At 34.8% G+C, this 16,254-nt stretch carries 12 protein-coding genes; 6 read left to right on the top strand and 6 right to left on the bottom strand.

The window, feature by feature from the left end:
- The first annotated feature begins 4 nt into the window (after window positions 1-4).
- The 4 genes from rplI to ACY2LT_RS00940 all read left to right on the top strand — a co-directional run bounded on the left by rplI (window position 5) and on the right by ACY2LT_RS00940 (window position 5,575).
- Window positions 5-457: a 50S ribosomal protein L9 gene (gene rplI, locus ACY2LT_RS00925; RefSeq protein ID WP_491815743.1), complete on the top strand. Its 453-nt coding sequence runs from the start codon at window positions 5-7 to the stop codon at window positions 455-457.
- Between the two features lie 61 nt (window positions 458-518).
- Entirely contained in the window at window positions 519-1,424 is a 906-nt protein-coding gene (locus tag ACY2LT_RS00930) for a TIGR01777 family oxidoreductase (protein WP_491815745.1), read from the top strand.
- The gene (locus ACY2LT_RS00935) at window positions 1,417-3,231 is read left to right on the top strand and encodes a peptidase U32 family protein (protein WP_491815746.1); all 1,815 of its coding nucleotides are present in this window, start codon (window positions 1,417-1,419) and stop codon (window positions 3,229-3,231) included. Before ACY2LT_RS00930 ends, ACY2LT_RS00935 begins: the two co-directional genes overlap by 8 nt.
- Before the next feature lie 112 nt (window positions 3,232-3,343).
- Window positions 3,344-5,575, top strand: a complete 2,232-nt coding sequence (locus ACY2LT_RS00940) for an inorganic phosphate transporter (protein WP_491815747.1) — start codon at window positions 3,344-3,346, stop codon at window positions 5,573-5,575.
- A 92-nt stretch (window positions 5,576-5,667) separates the two neighbouring features.
- Here ACY2LT_RS00940 and ACY2LT_RS00945 read toward each other — a convergent pair whose 3' ends face one another.
- The 6 genes from ACY2LT_RS00945 to gcvH all read right to left on the bottom strand — a co-directional run bounded on the left by ACY2LT_RS00945 (window position 5,668) and on the right by gcvH (window position 11,692).
- Window positions 5,668-6,870 (bottom strand): ABC transporter permease, encoded by a 1,203-nt coding sequence (locus ACY2LT_RS00945; protein WP_491815748.1) that lies wholly within the window; start codon window positions 6,868-6,870, stop codon window positions 5,668-5,670.
- A gap of 1 nt (window position 6,871) precedes the next feature.
- Window positions 6,872-8,077, bottom strand: coding sequence for an ABC transporter permease (locus tag ACY2LT_RS00950; RefSeq protein WP_491815749.1), 1,206 nt, complete (start codon window positions 8,075-8,077; stop codon window positions 6,872-6,874).
- On the bottom strand, window positions 8,074-9,072 hold the full coding sequence (locus tag ACY2LT_RS00955) for an HlyD family secretion protein (protein ID WP_491815750.1): 999 nt from the start codon (window positions 9,070-9,072) through the stop codon (window positions 8,074-8,076). Before ACY2LT_RS00955 ends, ACY2LT_RS00950 begins: the two co-directional genes overlap by 4 nt.
- A gap of 15 nt (window positions 9,073-9,087) precedes the next feature.
- Complete coding sequence (locus ACY2LT_RS00960) at window positions 9,088-10,536, bottom strand: TolC family protein (RefSeq protein ID WP_491815751.1); 1,449 nt, start codon at window positions 10,534-10,536, stop codon at window positions 9,088-9,090.
- Window positions 10,537-10,575: 39 nt separating this feature from the next.
- Complete coding sequence (locus tag ACY2LT_RS00965) at window positions 10,576-11,151, bottom strand: TetR/AcrR family transcriptional regulator (protein WP_491815753.1); 576 nt, start codon at window positions 11,149-11,151, stop codon at window positions 10,576-10,578.
- Between the two features lie 160 nt (window positions 11,152-11,311).
- Window positions 11,312-11,692, bottom strand: coding sequence for a glycine cleavage system protein GcvH (gcvH, locus tag ACY2LT_RS00970; protein WP_491815754.1), 381 nt, complete (start codon window positions 11,690-11,692; stop codon window positions 11,312-11,314).
- Between the two features lie 259 nt (window positions 11,693-11,951).
- On the opposite strand from gcvH, the gene ACY2LT_RS00975 reads away from it, so the two are divergent.
- Together ACY2LT_RS00975 and scpA are read left to right on the top strand one after the other, a co-directional pair.
- Entirely contained in the window at window positions 11,952-14,060 is a 2,109-nt protein-coding gene (locus tag ACY2LT_RS00975; RefSeq protein WP_491815755.1) for a methylmalonyl-CoA mutase family protein, read from the top strand.
- A 15-nt stretch (window positions 14,061-14,075) separates the two neighbouring features.
- Complete coding sequence (scpA, locus tag ACY2LT_RS00980) at window positions 14,076-16,253, top strand: methylmalonyl-CoA mutase (RefSeq protein ID WP_491815757.1); 2,178 nt, start codon at window positions 14,076-14,078, stop codon at window positions 16,251-16,253.
- The last annotated feature ends 1 nt before the right edge of the window (window position 16,254 follow it).

Below are 16,254 nucleotides of genomic sequence, written 5' to 3' on the forward strand. Positions count from 1 at the left end.
AGATATGAAAATCATACTTCGTGAAGATATTGCAAAGCTTGGGAAAATTGGTGACGTCGTAAACGTTAGAGACGGTTACGCACGTAACTTCCTTTTGCCCAAAGGTTTGGCTTTTGTTGCTACCGATGGCGCTATGAAGAGAATTGAAGCATTGAAGCGCTCTGCTGAAAAACGTAGTGAAAAAGAACGCCAGGTCGCAGAACAAATTGCAGCTAAAATCGCCGATGTTCAAATTACTATTCCTATGAAAGTTGGCGAAGAAGGCAAGCTCTATGGTTCTGTTTCCCAACAAATGATTGCAAACGAACTTCAGGCTCGTGGCTTCGATATTGACAAACGTAATGTTATTCTTGAAGACCCTATCAAAACTCTTGGTATTTTCGATGTTAAAATTAAACTTCACAGTGAAGTAATTCCTACTTTAAAAGTATGGGTTATCAACGAAGAACAACAATAAATAATAACTTCCTTATAAAAGCGTTTTATTACCAATAAGTGTAATAAAACGCTTTTTTGTTATGAATGTATTTATTACCGGTGGAACAGGCTTTATTGGGAAATTCCTAATTTATAGACTCATCAAGGAAAATGCTCATATTACAGTAGCTACTCGCCAAAAATTTAAACACTCTTCCCATATTGATTATGTTAATTGGAATAAATTAACTGATGATGAAAAACTTGATACTATTTCAAAATCGGATGTAATTATTAACCTTGCCGGCGAGAATATTGCTTCACGTCGTTGGTCAGACAAGCAAAAAGCTAAAATTATTCGTAGCCGGACCAAAATAACAAGCTCATTAGTTGAAATAATTAATAGATTGCCTCAAAATGACAAAAGAGTTTTTATCTCTGCAAGTGCTGTCGGCTATTACGGTGATAAGAAAGATGAAATTATCAATGAAGCCAGCACTATTGGCAATGGATTCCTTGCAGAAGTATGCGAACTATGGGAAAAAGAAGCTTTAAAGGTGCGTAATTGTCGATTGGTAATTCCTCGAATTGGTGTAGTGCTTCATCCATCGGGTGGTGCCCTAAAAAAAATGTTGCTTCCATACAAGTATTATCTTGGGGGGATTCTCGGCAGTGGCAAGCAATATGTTCCCTGGGTGCATATTGATGAACTTGTTAATATGTTTTTGTTTGTTGCGAAAAATAAAAGCTGCGAAGGCGTTTATAATTTTGTTGCTCCAAATCCGTGCACTATGAAAGAATTTGCTTTATCTATTGGTAATATCTTACGCAAACCAGTTCTTTTCAAAATCCCTGAGTTTTTATTGAACGTTATTTTTGGCGAATCTGCAACAATAATAACGAATAGTCAAAGAGTTATCCCACAGAGATTAATTGATGCCCGTTTTGAATTTGAATTTGAACGTATCGAACCTGCTTTGAATGACCTGTTGAAACATAATGAATAATACCAGATATATTGAACTGCTTTCGCCTGCTCAAAACTTAGAATACGGTATTGCTGCAATTAATTATGGTGCAGATGCTGTTTATATCGGTGCTAATAAGTTTGGTGCAAGAGCATCAGTTGGAAATTCAATACAAGACATTGAAAAACTTTGCAAATATGCACATCTTTATAATGCTAAAGTATATGTAACGCTTAATACAATTCTTTACGAAAACGAACTTGAACAAGCAAAAAAATTGGTTTTAGAACTATATGATTCTGGAATTGATGCAATTATTATTCAAGATACTGCTTTTCTTATGATGGATTTGCCCCCGGTACAAATTTTTGCAAGCACTCAGATGCACAATTATGAATTAGAGCGAATAAAATTCTTCGATAATATTGGAATTAGCAGATTTATTTTGGCCCGTGAATTAAACTTAAAGCAAATAATAGAAATCAGACAAAATACCAAAGCTGAACTCGAATTCTTCGTTCATGGTGCTTTGTGCGTTGGGTTGTCAGGAAGATGTTATGCAAGTTTCCATTCAACCGGATATAGCGGTAATCGCGGTGAATGTAAGCAAATCTGCCGTTTGCGTTATGATTTACTCGATGCAGACAGCAATACAATTTTAAAACAAAAACATCTGTTGTCTCTGAAAGATTTGAATTTATCGGACTATTTAGAAAAATTATCCGATGCTGGTATTTCCTCGTTCAAAATTGAAGGTAGATTGAAAGATATTAACTACGTCAAAAATATTACCGCTTTTTACAGAAAAAAAATTGATGAAATGATTGCAAAAAAGCAAGGTTTAAGTAAATCTTCCAAAGGCAATGTTTATCTTCACTTTGAACCAAATCCAGAAAGAACATTTAACAGAGGTTTTACTAAATACTTTATTGATGATGCTTCTTCGAAAATGGCAAATTTCGAAACTCCAAAATCAATTGGGCAGTTTATTGGGGTTGTTTCAAATATTAATAAAAACAAAATATTAATCCAGACTAATGAGAAAATTAATAATGCAGATGGACTATGCTATTTTACTGAGTCAGGACTTGAAGGTTTTCTTGTCAATAAAGTTGAAAACAATTGGGTTATCCCCAACAAACAACTAAAAATAAAAAATGGCACAAAGATATTTCGAAATCAGGATTATGAATTTGAAAAAATCCTTTCCCAAAATAAAACGACACGCAAATTACCTGTCGATGTTGAACTAACAATTGAAAATGATTATTTGAACATTAAATTTATTTTTGAAAACCTTTTTGTTGAAAGCAAAATCAATTTTCAGACTTCTTCTAATCCGAAGCAAACTGAAATCATAGAAAATCAGCTTAGAAAAACAAACGATACTCCTTTTGAAGTAAGAAAAATTATCAATAATATTCAAATCCCGATTTATATTATAATCTCTGAACTTAATTCTAATAGGAGAAAATTGCTCAATTCTTTAGAAAAAATGATAATTGACGCTTATCAAAGAAACTCAACAAAAATTTCTCTTCAAACAGCGATTTTCCCAATTGATGTTGTCGACTATTCAGAAAACATCTCAAACTCGCTCGCCAATAAATTTTACGTGATGCACGGAAGTAATGTTAAAGAAAATGCCTTCGAAATTCTCCATAACAAAAGCAATAAAGTTGTTATGACAACTAAATATTGCATTAGAAGAGAAATCGGTGAATGTCCAAAAGAAAATAAAAATAGAGACCATAATAATAAATATTACCTTCAAAATGCCTACAGGCGATACGAACTTGAATTCGATTGTGTTTCCTGTCTAATGAAACTTAAAGCAATTGATTAACATCGAATTGTTAATTTTTAGTTAAGACTATTTTATTTTTGATAATTACTCAATAAGCGAGTATTTTTGTTAATATTTTAATTGAAAATTTGTAAAACTTTAATAAAATTTTATGGAAATTTATCTGTTTGTTGTAATTGCTCTGGTCTTGCTGGCGACTACTAATATTTGGGTTGGTGTTGCCAATGATGCTGTTAATTTTCTGGGTCCTGCTGTTGGCTCCAAAGCAGCTTCTTTCAGAATGATACTCGCGGTTGCTGCTTTGGGTATGCTTGTGGGAGTTACTTTTTCAAGTGGAATGATGGAAGTTGCACGAAAAGGTATTGTAAATCCTGAAATGTTTTATTTCCAGGAAATAATTATCATCTTTCTTGCTTATGCAATTGGAGATTTACTACTTCTTGATTTATTCAACACTTTTGGTCTGCCTACTTCCACCACTGTTTCATTAATTTTCGGGCTATTAGGGGCGGGTGTCGCTGTCTCCATATTGAAAATTTTAGGAGCAGACGGAAACTTGTCTAATCTATATATGTATATAAATACTGCGAGAGTTCTGACTTTTGCATCTGCTATTATTGTATCAATTGTGTTGTCATTTATTGCAGGCTCAATAATTCAATACATTAGCAGAATTATCTTTACTTTCAATTATGAAAATACTTTTCGTAAGTGGGGCGCAATTTGGAGTGCTTTTGCAGTAACATCAATTCTGTATTTTATCTTAATTAAAGGGATTAAGGGAGCTTCTTTCATCACTCCGGAAATGGTTGATTGGATTGGAAATAATATTTGGTCTATACTTGGGGTATCATTAATTTTCTGGACTATCTTTTTTCAATTGCTGATTTCTTTTACTAAAATAAATATTTTAAAAGGAATAGTTTTAACTGGAACTTTCTCGTTAGCAATGGCTTTTGCTGCCAACGATTTAGTAAACTTCGTTGGTGCTCCGTTCGCAGGAATTAGTGCGTATATTGCTGCCAGTTCATCTGCTAATCCGTTTGAAGTTACAATGACAGCACTTACCGAACCATACAGGGCAAATACTTTTTATCTTTTGATTGCCGGAATTATTATGGTTATTGTGCTTTATTCCTCTAAGAAATCTAAAACTGTTACTAAAATGTCTGTTTCTCTTGGAAGTCAGGAAGAAGAAGTTGAACGTTTCCAGAGTTTTGGAATTTCAAGAGGATTAGTTCGATTGGTGATTTCATTTTTTGATATTGTTCAAAAAATAACTCCGGAAAAAGTTCGAAAATATATTGCATCTCGCTTCGATAAATCACAAATGCCAAGATGGACTGACGAAAAAACTCCTCCTCCGGCTTTTGATTTAATTCGTGCAAGTGTAAACTTAATGGTTGCTGCTGCATTAATCTCTCTCGGTACTTCTCTCAAATTGCCATTATCGACTACTTATGTAACATTTATTGTTGCAATGGGCACTGCATTTTCAGATAGAGCTTGGGGACGAGATACTGCTGTTTATAGAGTGTCTGGTGTGCTTACTGTTATTGGCGGTTGGTTTATCACTGCATTTATGGCAGCTTTGATTGCAGCAACAGTTGCTACCATTATTTGGTACTTAAGCTTTGCTGGTATGATTCTGTTGATTGGGTTAGTCATTTTCTTGGTTTTCAGAACAACGATTCTCCACAAACGCAGAGAAAAAGAATTTGAAGAACGTGAAAAAGTTACTTCTAAACATCAGATGACAAAAGAAGAATTATACGAAGCAATTATTAATGGTAGCAGCAAGTTCATTCACTCTATTTCTGATTTAGTAACAAATTGCAACGATGGTGTGGCTCATAACGATTTGCGTATTCTGAAGCTATGTAAGCAAGGAACTAAACAAATTCAAAAAGATGCAGACTTATTAATTCCTTATATTTCAAAAGCGTTAAAAAAATTAAATGATGAAGAGCTTAATAAAGCCTATTCTTTTACGGACTTGGTTGGCTATCTCAACGTGCTTGCTTCTCTTTCACGAAGAATGGCTGTTCAGGTCTATGACTACTTCGATAACAACCACAAGTATCTGACACAGGAACAAGTTGTCGAATTATCTGAAACTGCAAAATCCACAAGTAGTATAATAACTTCAGTTGCTAACTCTATTATGAATAGAGAATATTTTAATCAGAATATTGATGATAGATTTGAATCCGTTCGTTCACGTCTCGATCACTTTAAATCTGAACAAGCTAAAAGAATGCATCACGGCATTTCAACTACTTGGCAAAATCTTCTTTATTTAAGTTTTATTGATTATTGTGAACGTTTGGCTCTTAATTCCCTTAAAGTTGGCAAAGCTATGCGTAAGTTCTTCGTAGAATAATTTCATCTCACTGCTATGTATAAAAAGAGGCTGTATCATCAATACGAAACAGCCTCTTTTTAATATTTTACAAATCATATATATTTATTACTTTAAATTGTTTGATGATCAAATCCTTCAATATATTGTGTAATATAATCTTTTGGTAATCTGCGCTTTTTGATTTTTAGCAATCTAAAATAAAATAGTGTGCAGTAAAAGATAGTTTGGCTCATCATTATTATTAATTCATTCTTTGCAAAGTAAATAGGATTTTGCATTTGGGTTACTTTCATTATTGCCTGCAAAAATGGTACAAGTGGGAATACATAAGAAATGTATTTAATTACTTCTAACAGTTGGCTCTGTGGCCAGGCAAATCCACTAAGCATAAAGAACGGATAACTTGTAAAACCTAAAATGAGAAATACAGTAATTCTATGCTTAAAAAATGTTCCGACAAAAAGTCCAAATGAAGCAGAGGCTGCTACCCCAAATGCTGCAATAATTATTTTATTAACAAGTGTGCTATTGTAGCTTATGTGATAAAATGGAGCAAGTAAAATAAAATATATCAAAACATAAACTATAAAAATCAATAAATAAGAAATCAATTTCCCAGTTGTAATTAAACTAATATTTCTTGAAATAAGAAATTGGTCGCGCCATTTATTCATTCCCCATTCTTTTGCTTGTGATGCAGCAACACCAATTAAAACAATCTGCGAAATAATAATTATCAATAGCCCCGGAAGTATTAAATCTCCATATGTAAGATAAGGATTGAATAAATATTGAAAATTTATTTTTATAGGCTGTGCGTAACCTATCTCTTGCAGTACCGGCGTTCCTTTTTTCATAAGTGCAGAAGCTGTTACCTTTGCTCCATATGTTGTTACTATTTGAGAAATTGGCATCCCAATGTCGCTAAGAACAAGCAATCTCCCCGGATTTATTAATAATTGAACAGATGTTTTTCTACCATATTTTAAGTTTTCTGAAAAGTTCAGTGGAATAATAATTGCACCGTGAATATTTTCCTTTGCCATTTCTCTTAGTATTTCATCTTCAGAGTGCAATATTTGCGTGATAGCAATATTTTGGTGCGCATCAATTTCTCGAACTAAACTCCTTGATAAATTGGTATTGTCTCTGTCAAGAACAGCTATTGGCACATTTTCTTCAGCTTTGTGCAAGTATATCGCCCCATAAAGCAGGGGATAGGCAATTGGCGCTACAAAGAATATCAATGCAAGATTTCTATCCAGAAAGACTTTTCTTATTTCTCTTTTTATTATGGATAATAACTCTTTCATATTATTTCGTTACCGAGTTTATTTCACGTTTTTCAAATACTTCGCGAAACCAATCTCTCATCTTAATTCCGATTGGTCCCATTAATATTATTATCAATCCCCAAATTACTGAGCCAATAATAATTAACTGAACGTATCCCCGTTCCGGGTTAGAACCAAACAGAAATAGGGGAAAGAATGCTTCTAAGTAATGGGTAAGTGGTATCAATTCAGCAAATTTACTTATTGCTTCTGGCATTGCCCAGCGTGGGAAAGTGTATCCACTAAATACAAACGATGGTGCATTAATTACCAATAGTGCTTGTGCCGCCGTTACTAAATTTGATAAAATTAGAGATAAAAATGTTCCCATTCCAATTGAAGCAATTATATATAAATTCGTAAGCAAAATTATTTTGCCGTAGCCATCGTTGATTGGAATGCCAAGCACTGGAAAATATACAGAAAATAATATTATTGCTGCCATCAAAGATAGTAAATATATTGGTGTTAGTCGTGCTAATAGCCACGCAGTTTTATATCCTTTTCTTGGAGTAATCCGACCCGGAGCTGTTTCTTTTTCCTCTCGGAATATCCAAATTGATGCAAAGCTGCAAGACATTTGTAAAATTGACAACAACATACCCGGAAGCAAGTATATTGCATAATTAAAATACGGATTTCCCGGAGCAAAAATATCTGTAGTTATCGGAGTTGCACGAATTGAAGATTCTTTTTTGCTAAAACCTTTTTCCACAAGCCTTCTTATCTGGATGCTTTTTGATTCGTCAAGCAACACTTGTGCTATTGCTTTATATAGCACTTTGCTGTATATCATATTAAAACCATTAACTACAATATCTACTGAGCCACCTTTTCCTTGTTTGACTTTTTTTGTGAAGTCTTCCTCGAAAATAATTGTAGCAAATGATTTATTACTTTTGATTAAACTATCAGCTAATGTCTTATCATTTGTAACTAATGAAACGCTGATAGATTCAACTGCGTCTAATTTGTTACTAATTCCTTGCGTCAATTCCGAACCATCATAATCAACAACCACTATTGGTACATCTTTTACATCACCATTAACAAACGCCAAACCCAGCACGCTCCAGGCAAATAATGGCATTACAAAAGCTATTACTGCAACGTGAGGGCGTTTCTTTAATTTTCTAATTTCATTTATCAAAAAATAATTATATAGGAACCAAAAATTTCTTTTCATTTTTTATTCTTCTTTGGAATAGTGAAACGAACTGTCATTCCAGGGCGAAGAGATTGAATATCCTTTTCTATTGGCTTCAACTTCACTGTAAATGAACGAGTTTCGAATGTGGCTTTGTCAGCACTAATTCTCCAATTTGCATAATCTGCCATTGCTGAGAAATTTACTACTTTGAACTTTGTTTTAAGCCCAAGCCCATCAATTCTTCCTTCAATTATATCCCCAATTTTGATATTTTCAAGTTCAAGAGCGGGCAAGTTGAGTTCAACCCATACATCTTTTGGGTCGATGATAGTGATAACCGGGTAACCTGTTGCAACAAGTTCGCCTGCATCAACAAATCTCTTTGCAATTATTCCGGAAATAGGACTTGTGATAATAGATTCATCAAGATACGCAGCCACTTCTTCCATAGATTCCACTGCTCGGCGCAACTGACCGCGAGCCATATCTTTTTGCTCACTTCTTGAACCTGTAATTGCCATATCGAGTTGAGCCCGTGCCGCTTCTTTCTGAGCCCGAGCTGCATCATATTTTTGTTTTGCTACGTCAAAATCCTGTGCTGATAATAATTTATCTTCATATAATGATTTCATTCTCTGAAAAGTCTTTTCAGCAAGTTCAAATTGGCTCGAAGCAGCCTCATATTGCCGACGTGCCATTTCAATTTCTTCTTTTCTCGCACCTGCAATTAGCATATTTAATTGTGCACGAGCGCTTTCAACTGCACCTTCCGCTTGAAAATACTTTGCTTTCAGTTCTCTGTCTGTTAGCTTTGCGATAGTATCTCCAACATTTATTTCGTCTCCTTCGTCCACTTTTATCCAGTCAATTCTTCCCGGAATTTTGGGTGAAACGTCATATTCTCGCATCTCTACTTGTCCTACTCGAACGATGGTTTGTTCTTCCTTCCCCAATAATAGAATTACTATTATTCCAGTAATTACAATAATGATGGCACTAATAAGCAAAATCAGAGCAGTTTTCTTTTTCATTTCAACTCCTTTATATTAATTATTTTTTCCCCAAATATTTAGAAAATAATCGTTATTATTATTTATTTTACAGATTTGAGCAAGATTTGAAAAATATTCTTTCAATGCGTTATTTCTTTTAAGCTTTATTGCTTCAAGCGAAAGTTCAGCGTCCAGCACTTCAATAGATGTTCCCAGTCCGGTTTCATAACGCTTCTCGTTAAGTCGCAAATTTTCAGTTGCTTGTTCCACTGCATCTTCAAGCATTAGATAACTATTCTCTGCGAGCTTCATTTCCATATAGAAGTTTCTGACCGCAAGTTCGATTTTCCTTTCTATTTCTTCGGCTAATGAATAATAACTTTCGCTTTCTGCTTTAGCAGCCTGATAGTCATTTGTCCGACGCATACCGTTGAAAATAGTGAAGCTTGCTCCAATTCCAACTGCCCATTTTGGATCTATTGCCGAACGATAATGGTCGAATACATCATACATTCCAAAGCCATAAATCGTAGGAAAGTAGTTTGCCATCTCTGCATTTGCTTTGGCATCTAATGCTTTTGCCCCATAACGAATTTGTTCGAGTAATGGGTTGTTGTTTTTAGCAAGCTCAATAAAATAATCAACACTTTGTTCTACCGTTTTATATTGAATTTTTTCTGCAAGTTGAGAGACTTCATAATTGTTTAGAAGCGACGATAATGCAATTTTTGCAATTTTAAGTTTTTCTTCTGCTTCGAATACATTTCTTTTTGCTTCAGAATATGCAACATCTGCACGAAGCTTATCGTGTGGAGCTATTAGCCCCTGCTTTAACATTCCTTCTGCGCGCTCTTTGTGTTTTTCAATTGTTTTTAGAGCATCCTGACGCACTTGCAGATTTTCTTCAGCAATTAATACATTTATATATGAAATTATTACTTGACTAACGATTTCAGCTTTTTCTCCATCCAATTTTTTTAGTTCAAGTTCCTTCTGTGCTTTGGAAGCATCAACCCCAGCAGAAATTTTCCCGCCAGTAAAAATTGGCTGGTTAATTGAAAATGTAGCTTTTGGAAATGCTCTTTCTTTTAATGTTTTCTCAAATTCAGGAATTGCATTGTTTAATTTTTCAATTGCTCCCTGTTTTATTGCAAGTTGTTGTTCGGCTGTTAGTGGTGAACCGGTTTTCAATAGAGATTCAAGATTAGAAAAGCCAACTTGATTATTAGCCTGAAGTGAAATCATTGCTGAACGAATAGGGGATAGATCAATGATAATATCTCTATCGATATAATTGTAGGTAATATCGAAATTAATATTCGGAAAATACCTGCCATATGCCGATTGAACAGTGTTGGTTTTTGCTTCAACGCTTTTTCTCGCTGCTTCAATGCCTTTGTTCGTTGTAATAGAGCGATTAATTGCTTCTTTCAACGTTAGTTGTGCATTCGCATTGTGAAAAAACAGAAGCAAACCGATTAAACATAAAATTCTTTTTTTCATATCTTTATATCTGAATAATGAACCATAATTCATATCTTTTTATTTCAATCCATAAATAATATAATTAAATAAAGTATCTGTAAGTTCTTCCTTGGAATAAGACAACAAATCATCTGATTTAGAAGCTATCCAAAACCAAACTCCTCCAATAATATACATTGTTGCATCCTTGGAGTTGATGTCTTTCCGGAAAATGTTTGCTTTTATTCCATCGCTTATTAATTCTTCAATCAATTGTTGAGAGTTTTCCACTGTTTTAGATAACTTCTCTTTTTTATTTGAATTCCAGAAACTATACTCATAAACCAGTATTTTGGCAACTGAAACATTTGAGTATATTAGTTCAATAATTTCGGCAGTAATTTCAGCAATTTTTTGTAATGGTGTCATATTTTTTATTTTTTTCATTTCCAAGAGCTTCATTTCAATACGAGACCAGGAACGCAAGAATATTTCTTCAAGGATTGCTTCTTTGTTCTTAAAATATAAATATATCGTCCCGGCTCCGATTCCTGCAATTTCTGCTATTTTGCTGATTTTCGCTTTGTGAAACCCTTCGCGTGCAAACACTTGCGAAGCCGCATCTAATATTATGTCGTACTTGTTATCAATCATAATTTCAAATTGAACACTGAACCACAATTCATTAACGTGCAAAATTAATTATTATTTTATTAATAAAAAAATATTTTCATCACTTCATTCTTTTATATAAATGCAAAAAAAGGTGGTATATTCTACCACCTTTCATTTTACTTGGATTTTATAATAATTTTTATTTGTCTAACATTGCTTTATATGCATTAACATCCATCAAAGCATCTAATTCAGCAGGATTACTCAATTCAATTTTGATCATCCAGCCTTCTCCATATGGATCTTTATTCACTACTTCAGGATTGTCGTTTAGTGAACGATTTACTTCGACAACCTTTCCGCTTACTGGAGCAAACAAATCAGCAACAGTTTTAACGGCTTCAATTGTTCCAAAGGACTGACCAGCCGATACTTCTGTAATATCATCTGGAATATCTACATATACAACATCGCCCAATTCGCCTTGTGCGTGATCAGAAATACCGATAGTTGCAATATTACCATCAACTCTTACCCACTCATGATCCTGAGTGTATTTTAATTCTGCTGGGAAATTCATAATTATCTCCAAAAATGTGATGTAAATTTATACAAAAATACAAACAAAAAAACTAAATTAACAAATAAATAGTAAAAATCAAATTATTGCAAAAAATGATTATTAAAAGAAATTTTTATCGAGAAAACAATGTCTAATTAGTAATAGTTATAGTATTAGTTATGTAAATTAAAAAAAATATTATAATTTTGAATAATTTAACTTGCAAAATTATTTTTTGCATTAATAATTGAATTATTAACAAATCAAGTGTAAAGCTATGTCACAAAACAGTTTGAACTTGTCGGAATTATTCCCTTATCCAAGCTACGAAGAATGGAAAGCGGCAGCAGTTGAAGCTCTCAAAGGTGCTCCATTCGAAAAAAAGATGATCACTAATACCTACGAAGGTATCGAACTGCAACCGATTTACTCTAAATGCGATGTTGAAGAATTAGATAATCTCTTGCATAATTTCCCGGGAGAAAAGCCTTATCTTCGCCATACTGAACCTTTAGGTTTCAAAATTACTCCCTGGGAAATCGCTCAAGAAATCAATATACCTCTGCCAAATGTTTTCAATGAGGCACTTATTAACGCTCTCGAACGCGGTCAAACTCGCGTTGTGATGAAATTCAATGAAAATTTCGCAATAAATACTCAATCTTCTGTTTCAGGCAAAGATTTGCTCGTTGCTGATTATAAAGATTTCCAAAATGCAGTAAAAGACGTTCAGTTTGAATGCGCTTCATTGAAAATCAAACCTAATAGCCTTGGGCTTGAATTAGCTGCATTGATCATTGCATATATTGAAAAAAATAAATTCGATAAGTCTAAAATCAATATTAGCTTCGGTATTTCACCACTTGCTCAGCTTAAAAATTATGGTAAATCAATTGTTTCTATTTCTAAATTAATTGATGATGCTGAGCAGCTAATTCGTTGGAAAATAGCAAACAAAATTAATGCAAAAGTTATTACAATTGATGGTGAAACTTATCTGAATGGTGGCTCGAGCTCTGTTCAAGATGTTGCTTTTTCACTTGCTGAAGCCACATTTATTATTCGTGAACTTATTCAGCGTGGTCTTTCAATTGATGAGATTGCCCAAAGCATTGAATTTGACTTTGCTATTGGACCAAAATTCTTTACTGAAATTGCTAAATTTAGAGCTGCCCGTATTCTCTGGGCTAAAATCGTAGAAGCATTTGGTGGAAACGAAGAATCGCAAAAAATGTATATTCACGCTTCAACTTCAAAAATCAACAAAACTATTTTCGATCCTAATGTTAATATGTTGAGAGTTACTACTGAGGCACTCTCAGCAGTTTTGGGCGGTTGCCAGTCAATTAGTGTTGGTGCATATGATGAAGCAATTGGAATACCCGGGGATTTCTCTCTTAGAATTGCGCGCAATGTTCAAAACATTCTATATCACGAAACTCATCTTATCGATACAATAGATCCTGCAAGCGGTTCCTGGTATCTCGAAGTTCTCACAAACCAAATTGCTAACAAAGTTTGGGAATTATTCCGTGAAATTGAAAAGAAAGGCGGTATTTTAGAATCTTTAAAAACTGGATTTATTCAGGGAGAAATCAGGAAAACTGCAGAAAGTCGTAAAGCTAATATTGCTTCTCGCCGCGATACTCTATTAGGAACAAATAAATACCCAAATCTCAAAGAAAAGCCAGTTTCAAGTCTTCTTGATATTCCTCAATCAGAAATTGATAAACATCTGAAAAAATATGCCGAAAAGTGCACAAATCCTGCTTGCGAAGCTGCTACTAATGAATATCGTAAAACTATCTATAATGAAAGAAATAAATCATTAGAAAAAGCTATTGCGGCTTTCAACGAATGCACAACTATTGGGCAGCTTATTGAAGCAACCGGCGCTCTCAATTCTGATGATATTCAAGTTGAACCTATTTCCCCATATCGTATGGGAACAATCTTCGAAGAATTGCGACAAGCTTCAGCTCAGGCCGACCCACAACTTATTAAGATATGTCTTGTGAATTTCGGTCTTTTAAAAGAATACAAAATCAGAAACGATTTTTCGACTGATTTCTTCCAGGTTGCTGGTCTGGATATTGTTAATACCGATGGAGCAATGAATCCTGACGAGGCAATCGATCAAGTTAAATCGACTGATTATAAAGTATATGTGATTTGCTCAACTGACGAACGTTATGCTGAGTTCGTTGAAGATTTTGCGAGAAAGTTTAAACAGATAAAACCTAATGCTAAACTTATTTTAGCTGGTTATCCAACTGAACTTGTTGAAAATTTCCGTTCTGCTGGAGTTGATGATTTTATTCATATCAAGACTAATATTTATGAATTTCTTTCTGCTTTGATGAAAGAAATTGGAATTTTGAATTAATTTGGAGTGTGAAAAATGAAAACACCTGATTTTTCAAATATGGAACTAAATCTGAATTCTAACCAGATTGGCTTCGATGCTTGGCGACAAAAAGCTGAAAAAGAATCGGGCAAATCTCTTAATGATTTTATTGTTAATACGCTTGAAAATATTGATATTTTCCCAATATATACTATAAATGATATTAAAGATTTCGAACATCTTAACTATACTGCTGGGATTCCACCTTTCTTGCGCGGTCCATATCCTACAATGTATGTGGCTCGTCCTTGGACGATTCGTCAATACGCTGGATTTTCCACCGCTGAAGAAAGTAATGCTTTCTACCGTAGAAATTTAGCTGCTGGTCAGAAGGGGTTGTCTGTTGCATTCGATCTTGCTACACATCGTGGCTATGATTCTGACCACGAACGGGTTGTTGGCGATGTGGGCAAAGCCGGTGTTGCTGTGGATAGTATTTTGGATATGAAAATTTTGTTCAATGGTATTCCACTTGACAAAATTTCTGTCTCTATGACAATGAATGGTGCTGTAATTCCTGTGATGGCTTTCTATATAGTTGCCGCACTGGAACAAGGAGCAAAGCTTGAACAACTTTCGGGTACAATCCAAAATGACATTTTGAAAGAATATATGGTTCGCAACACATATATTTATCCACCCGAAACATCAATGAGAATAATTGCCGATATATTTGAATTTACTTCGAAATTTATGCCCAAATTCAATAGCATTTCCATTTCTGGCTACCATATGCAAGAAGCTGGTGCTACAGCTGACCTCGAAATGGGATACACTCTTGCAGACGGTCTCGAATATGTTCGCACTGGGCTGAAAGCAGGTATAGACATTGATGCTTTTGCTCCACGCCTTTCGTTCTTCTGGGCAATTGGTATGAACTACTTTATGGAAATTGCTAAAATGAGAGCCGCTCGCGTTCTCTGGGCAAAAATCATCAAACAATTCAATCCTAAAAATCCTAAATCACTTGCTTTGAGAACACATTCTCAAACTTCTGGTTGGAGTTTAACTGAGCAGGATCCATTTAATAACGTTGCCCGTACTTGTATCGAAGCTATGGCTGCAGCTTTGGGTCATACTCAATCTCTGCATACAAATGCTTTAGACGAAGCTATTGCCCTTCCTACTGATTTCTCGGCTCGTATCGCTCGCAACACTCAAATTTACCTTCAGGAGGAAACCGGTATTTGTAATGTTATTGATCCTTGGGGCGGTTCATACTATGTCGAAATGCTTACTAAGCAACTTATGGATAAAGCTTGGGGACATATTCAAGAAATTGAATCGCTCGGTGGAATGGCTAAGGCTATCGAATCTGGTATTCCTAAAATGAGAATCGAAGAAGCTTCTGCTCGTCGTCAGGCTCGTATCGATAGCGGTCGTGAAGTGATAATTGGTGTCAATAGATACAGACTTGAAAAAGAAGAACCTATCGAAATCCTTGATATTGATAATTCTGCTGTGCGTGAACAGCAAATTAAGAGATTGCAAGAACTTAAAGCAAATCGTAATCAAGCTGAAGTTGATGAAATTTTAAATAAAATTACTGAAGCTACTGCTTCCGGTAATGGCAACTTGCTCGAGCTTGCAATCGAAGCTGCAAAACGCCGTGCTTCTCTTGGTGAAATTTCTTACGCAATCGAAAAGGTATGTGGTCGTCACGTTGCTACAACCCGCACAATTTCCGGCGTTTATAGTTCTGAATATGCTGAAAAATCTGCTATCGAAGAAGTTCGTCGTATGACTGATGAATTTGAACGTCGTGAGGGACGTCGCCCAAGAATTTTAGTAGCTAAAATGGGACAGGACGGGCACGACCGTGGTGCTAAAGTTGTATCTACTGCTTATGCTGATATGGGATTTGATGTCGATGTCGGACCTCTTTTCCAGACTCCACAGGAAACAGCAAAACAAGCAGTCGAAAATGACGTTCACGTTGTTGGCGCTTCTTCTCTTGCTGCTGGTCATAAAACTTTAATTCCTCAATTAATCGAAGAATTGAGAAAGTATGGTCGCGAAGATATTATTGTTATTGCTGGTGGTGTCATTCCTCAGCAAGATTATGAATTCTTATATAAAGCTGGTGTTGCTGAAATATTCGGTCCAGGAACAAATATTCCTTATGCAGCTAAGAAAATTATGGAACATTTGTTCGAGAGATTTAACGATTAAA

The sequence above is a fragment of the Eximiradius proteiniborus genome (assembly GCF_058546985.1).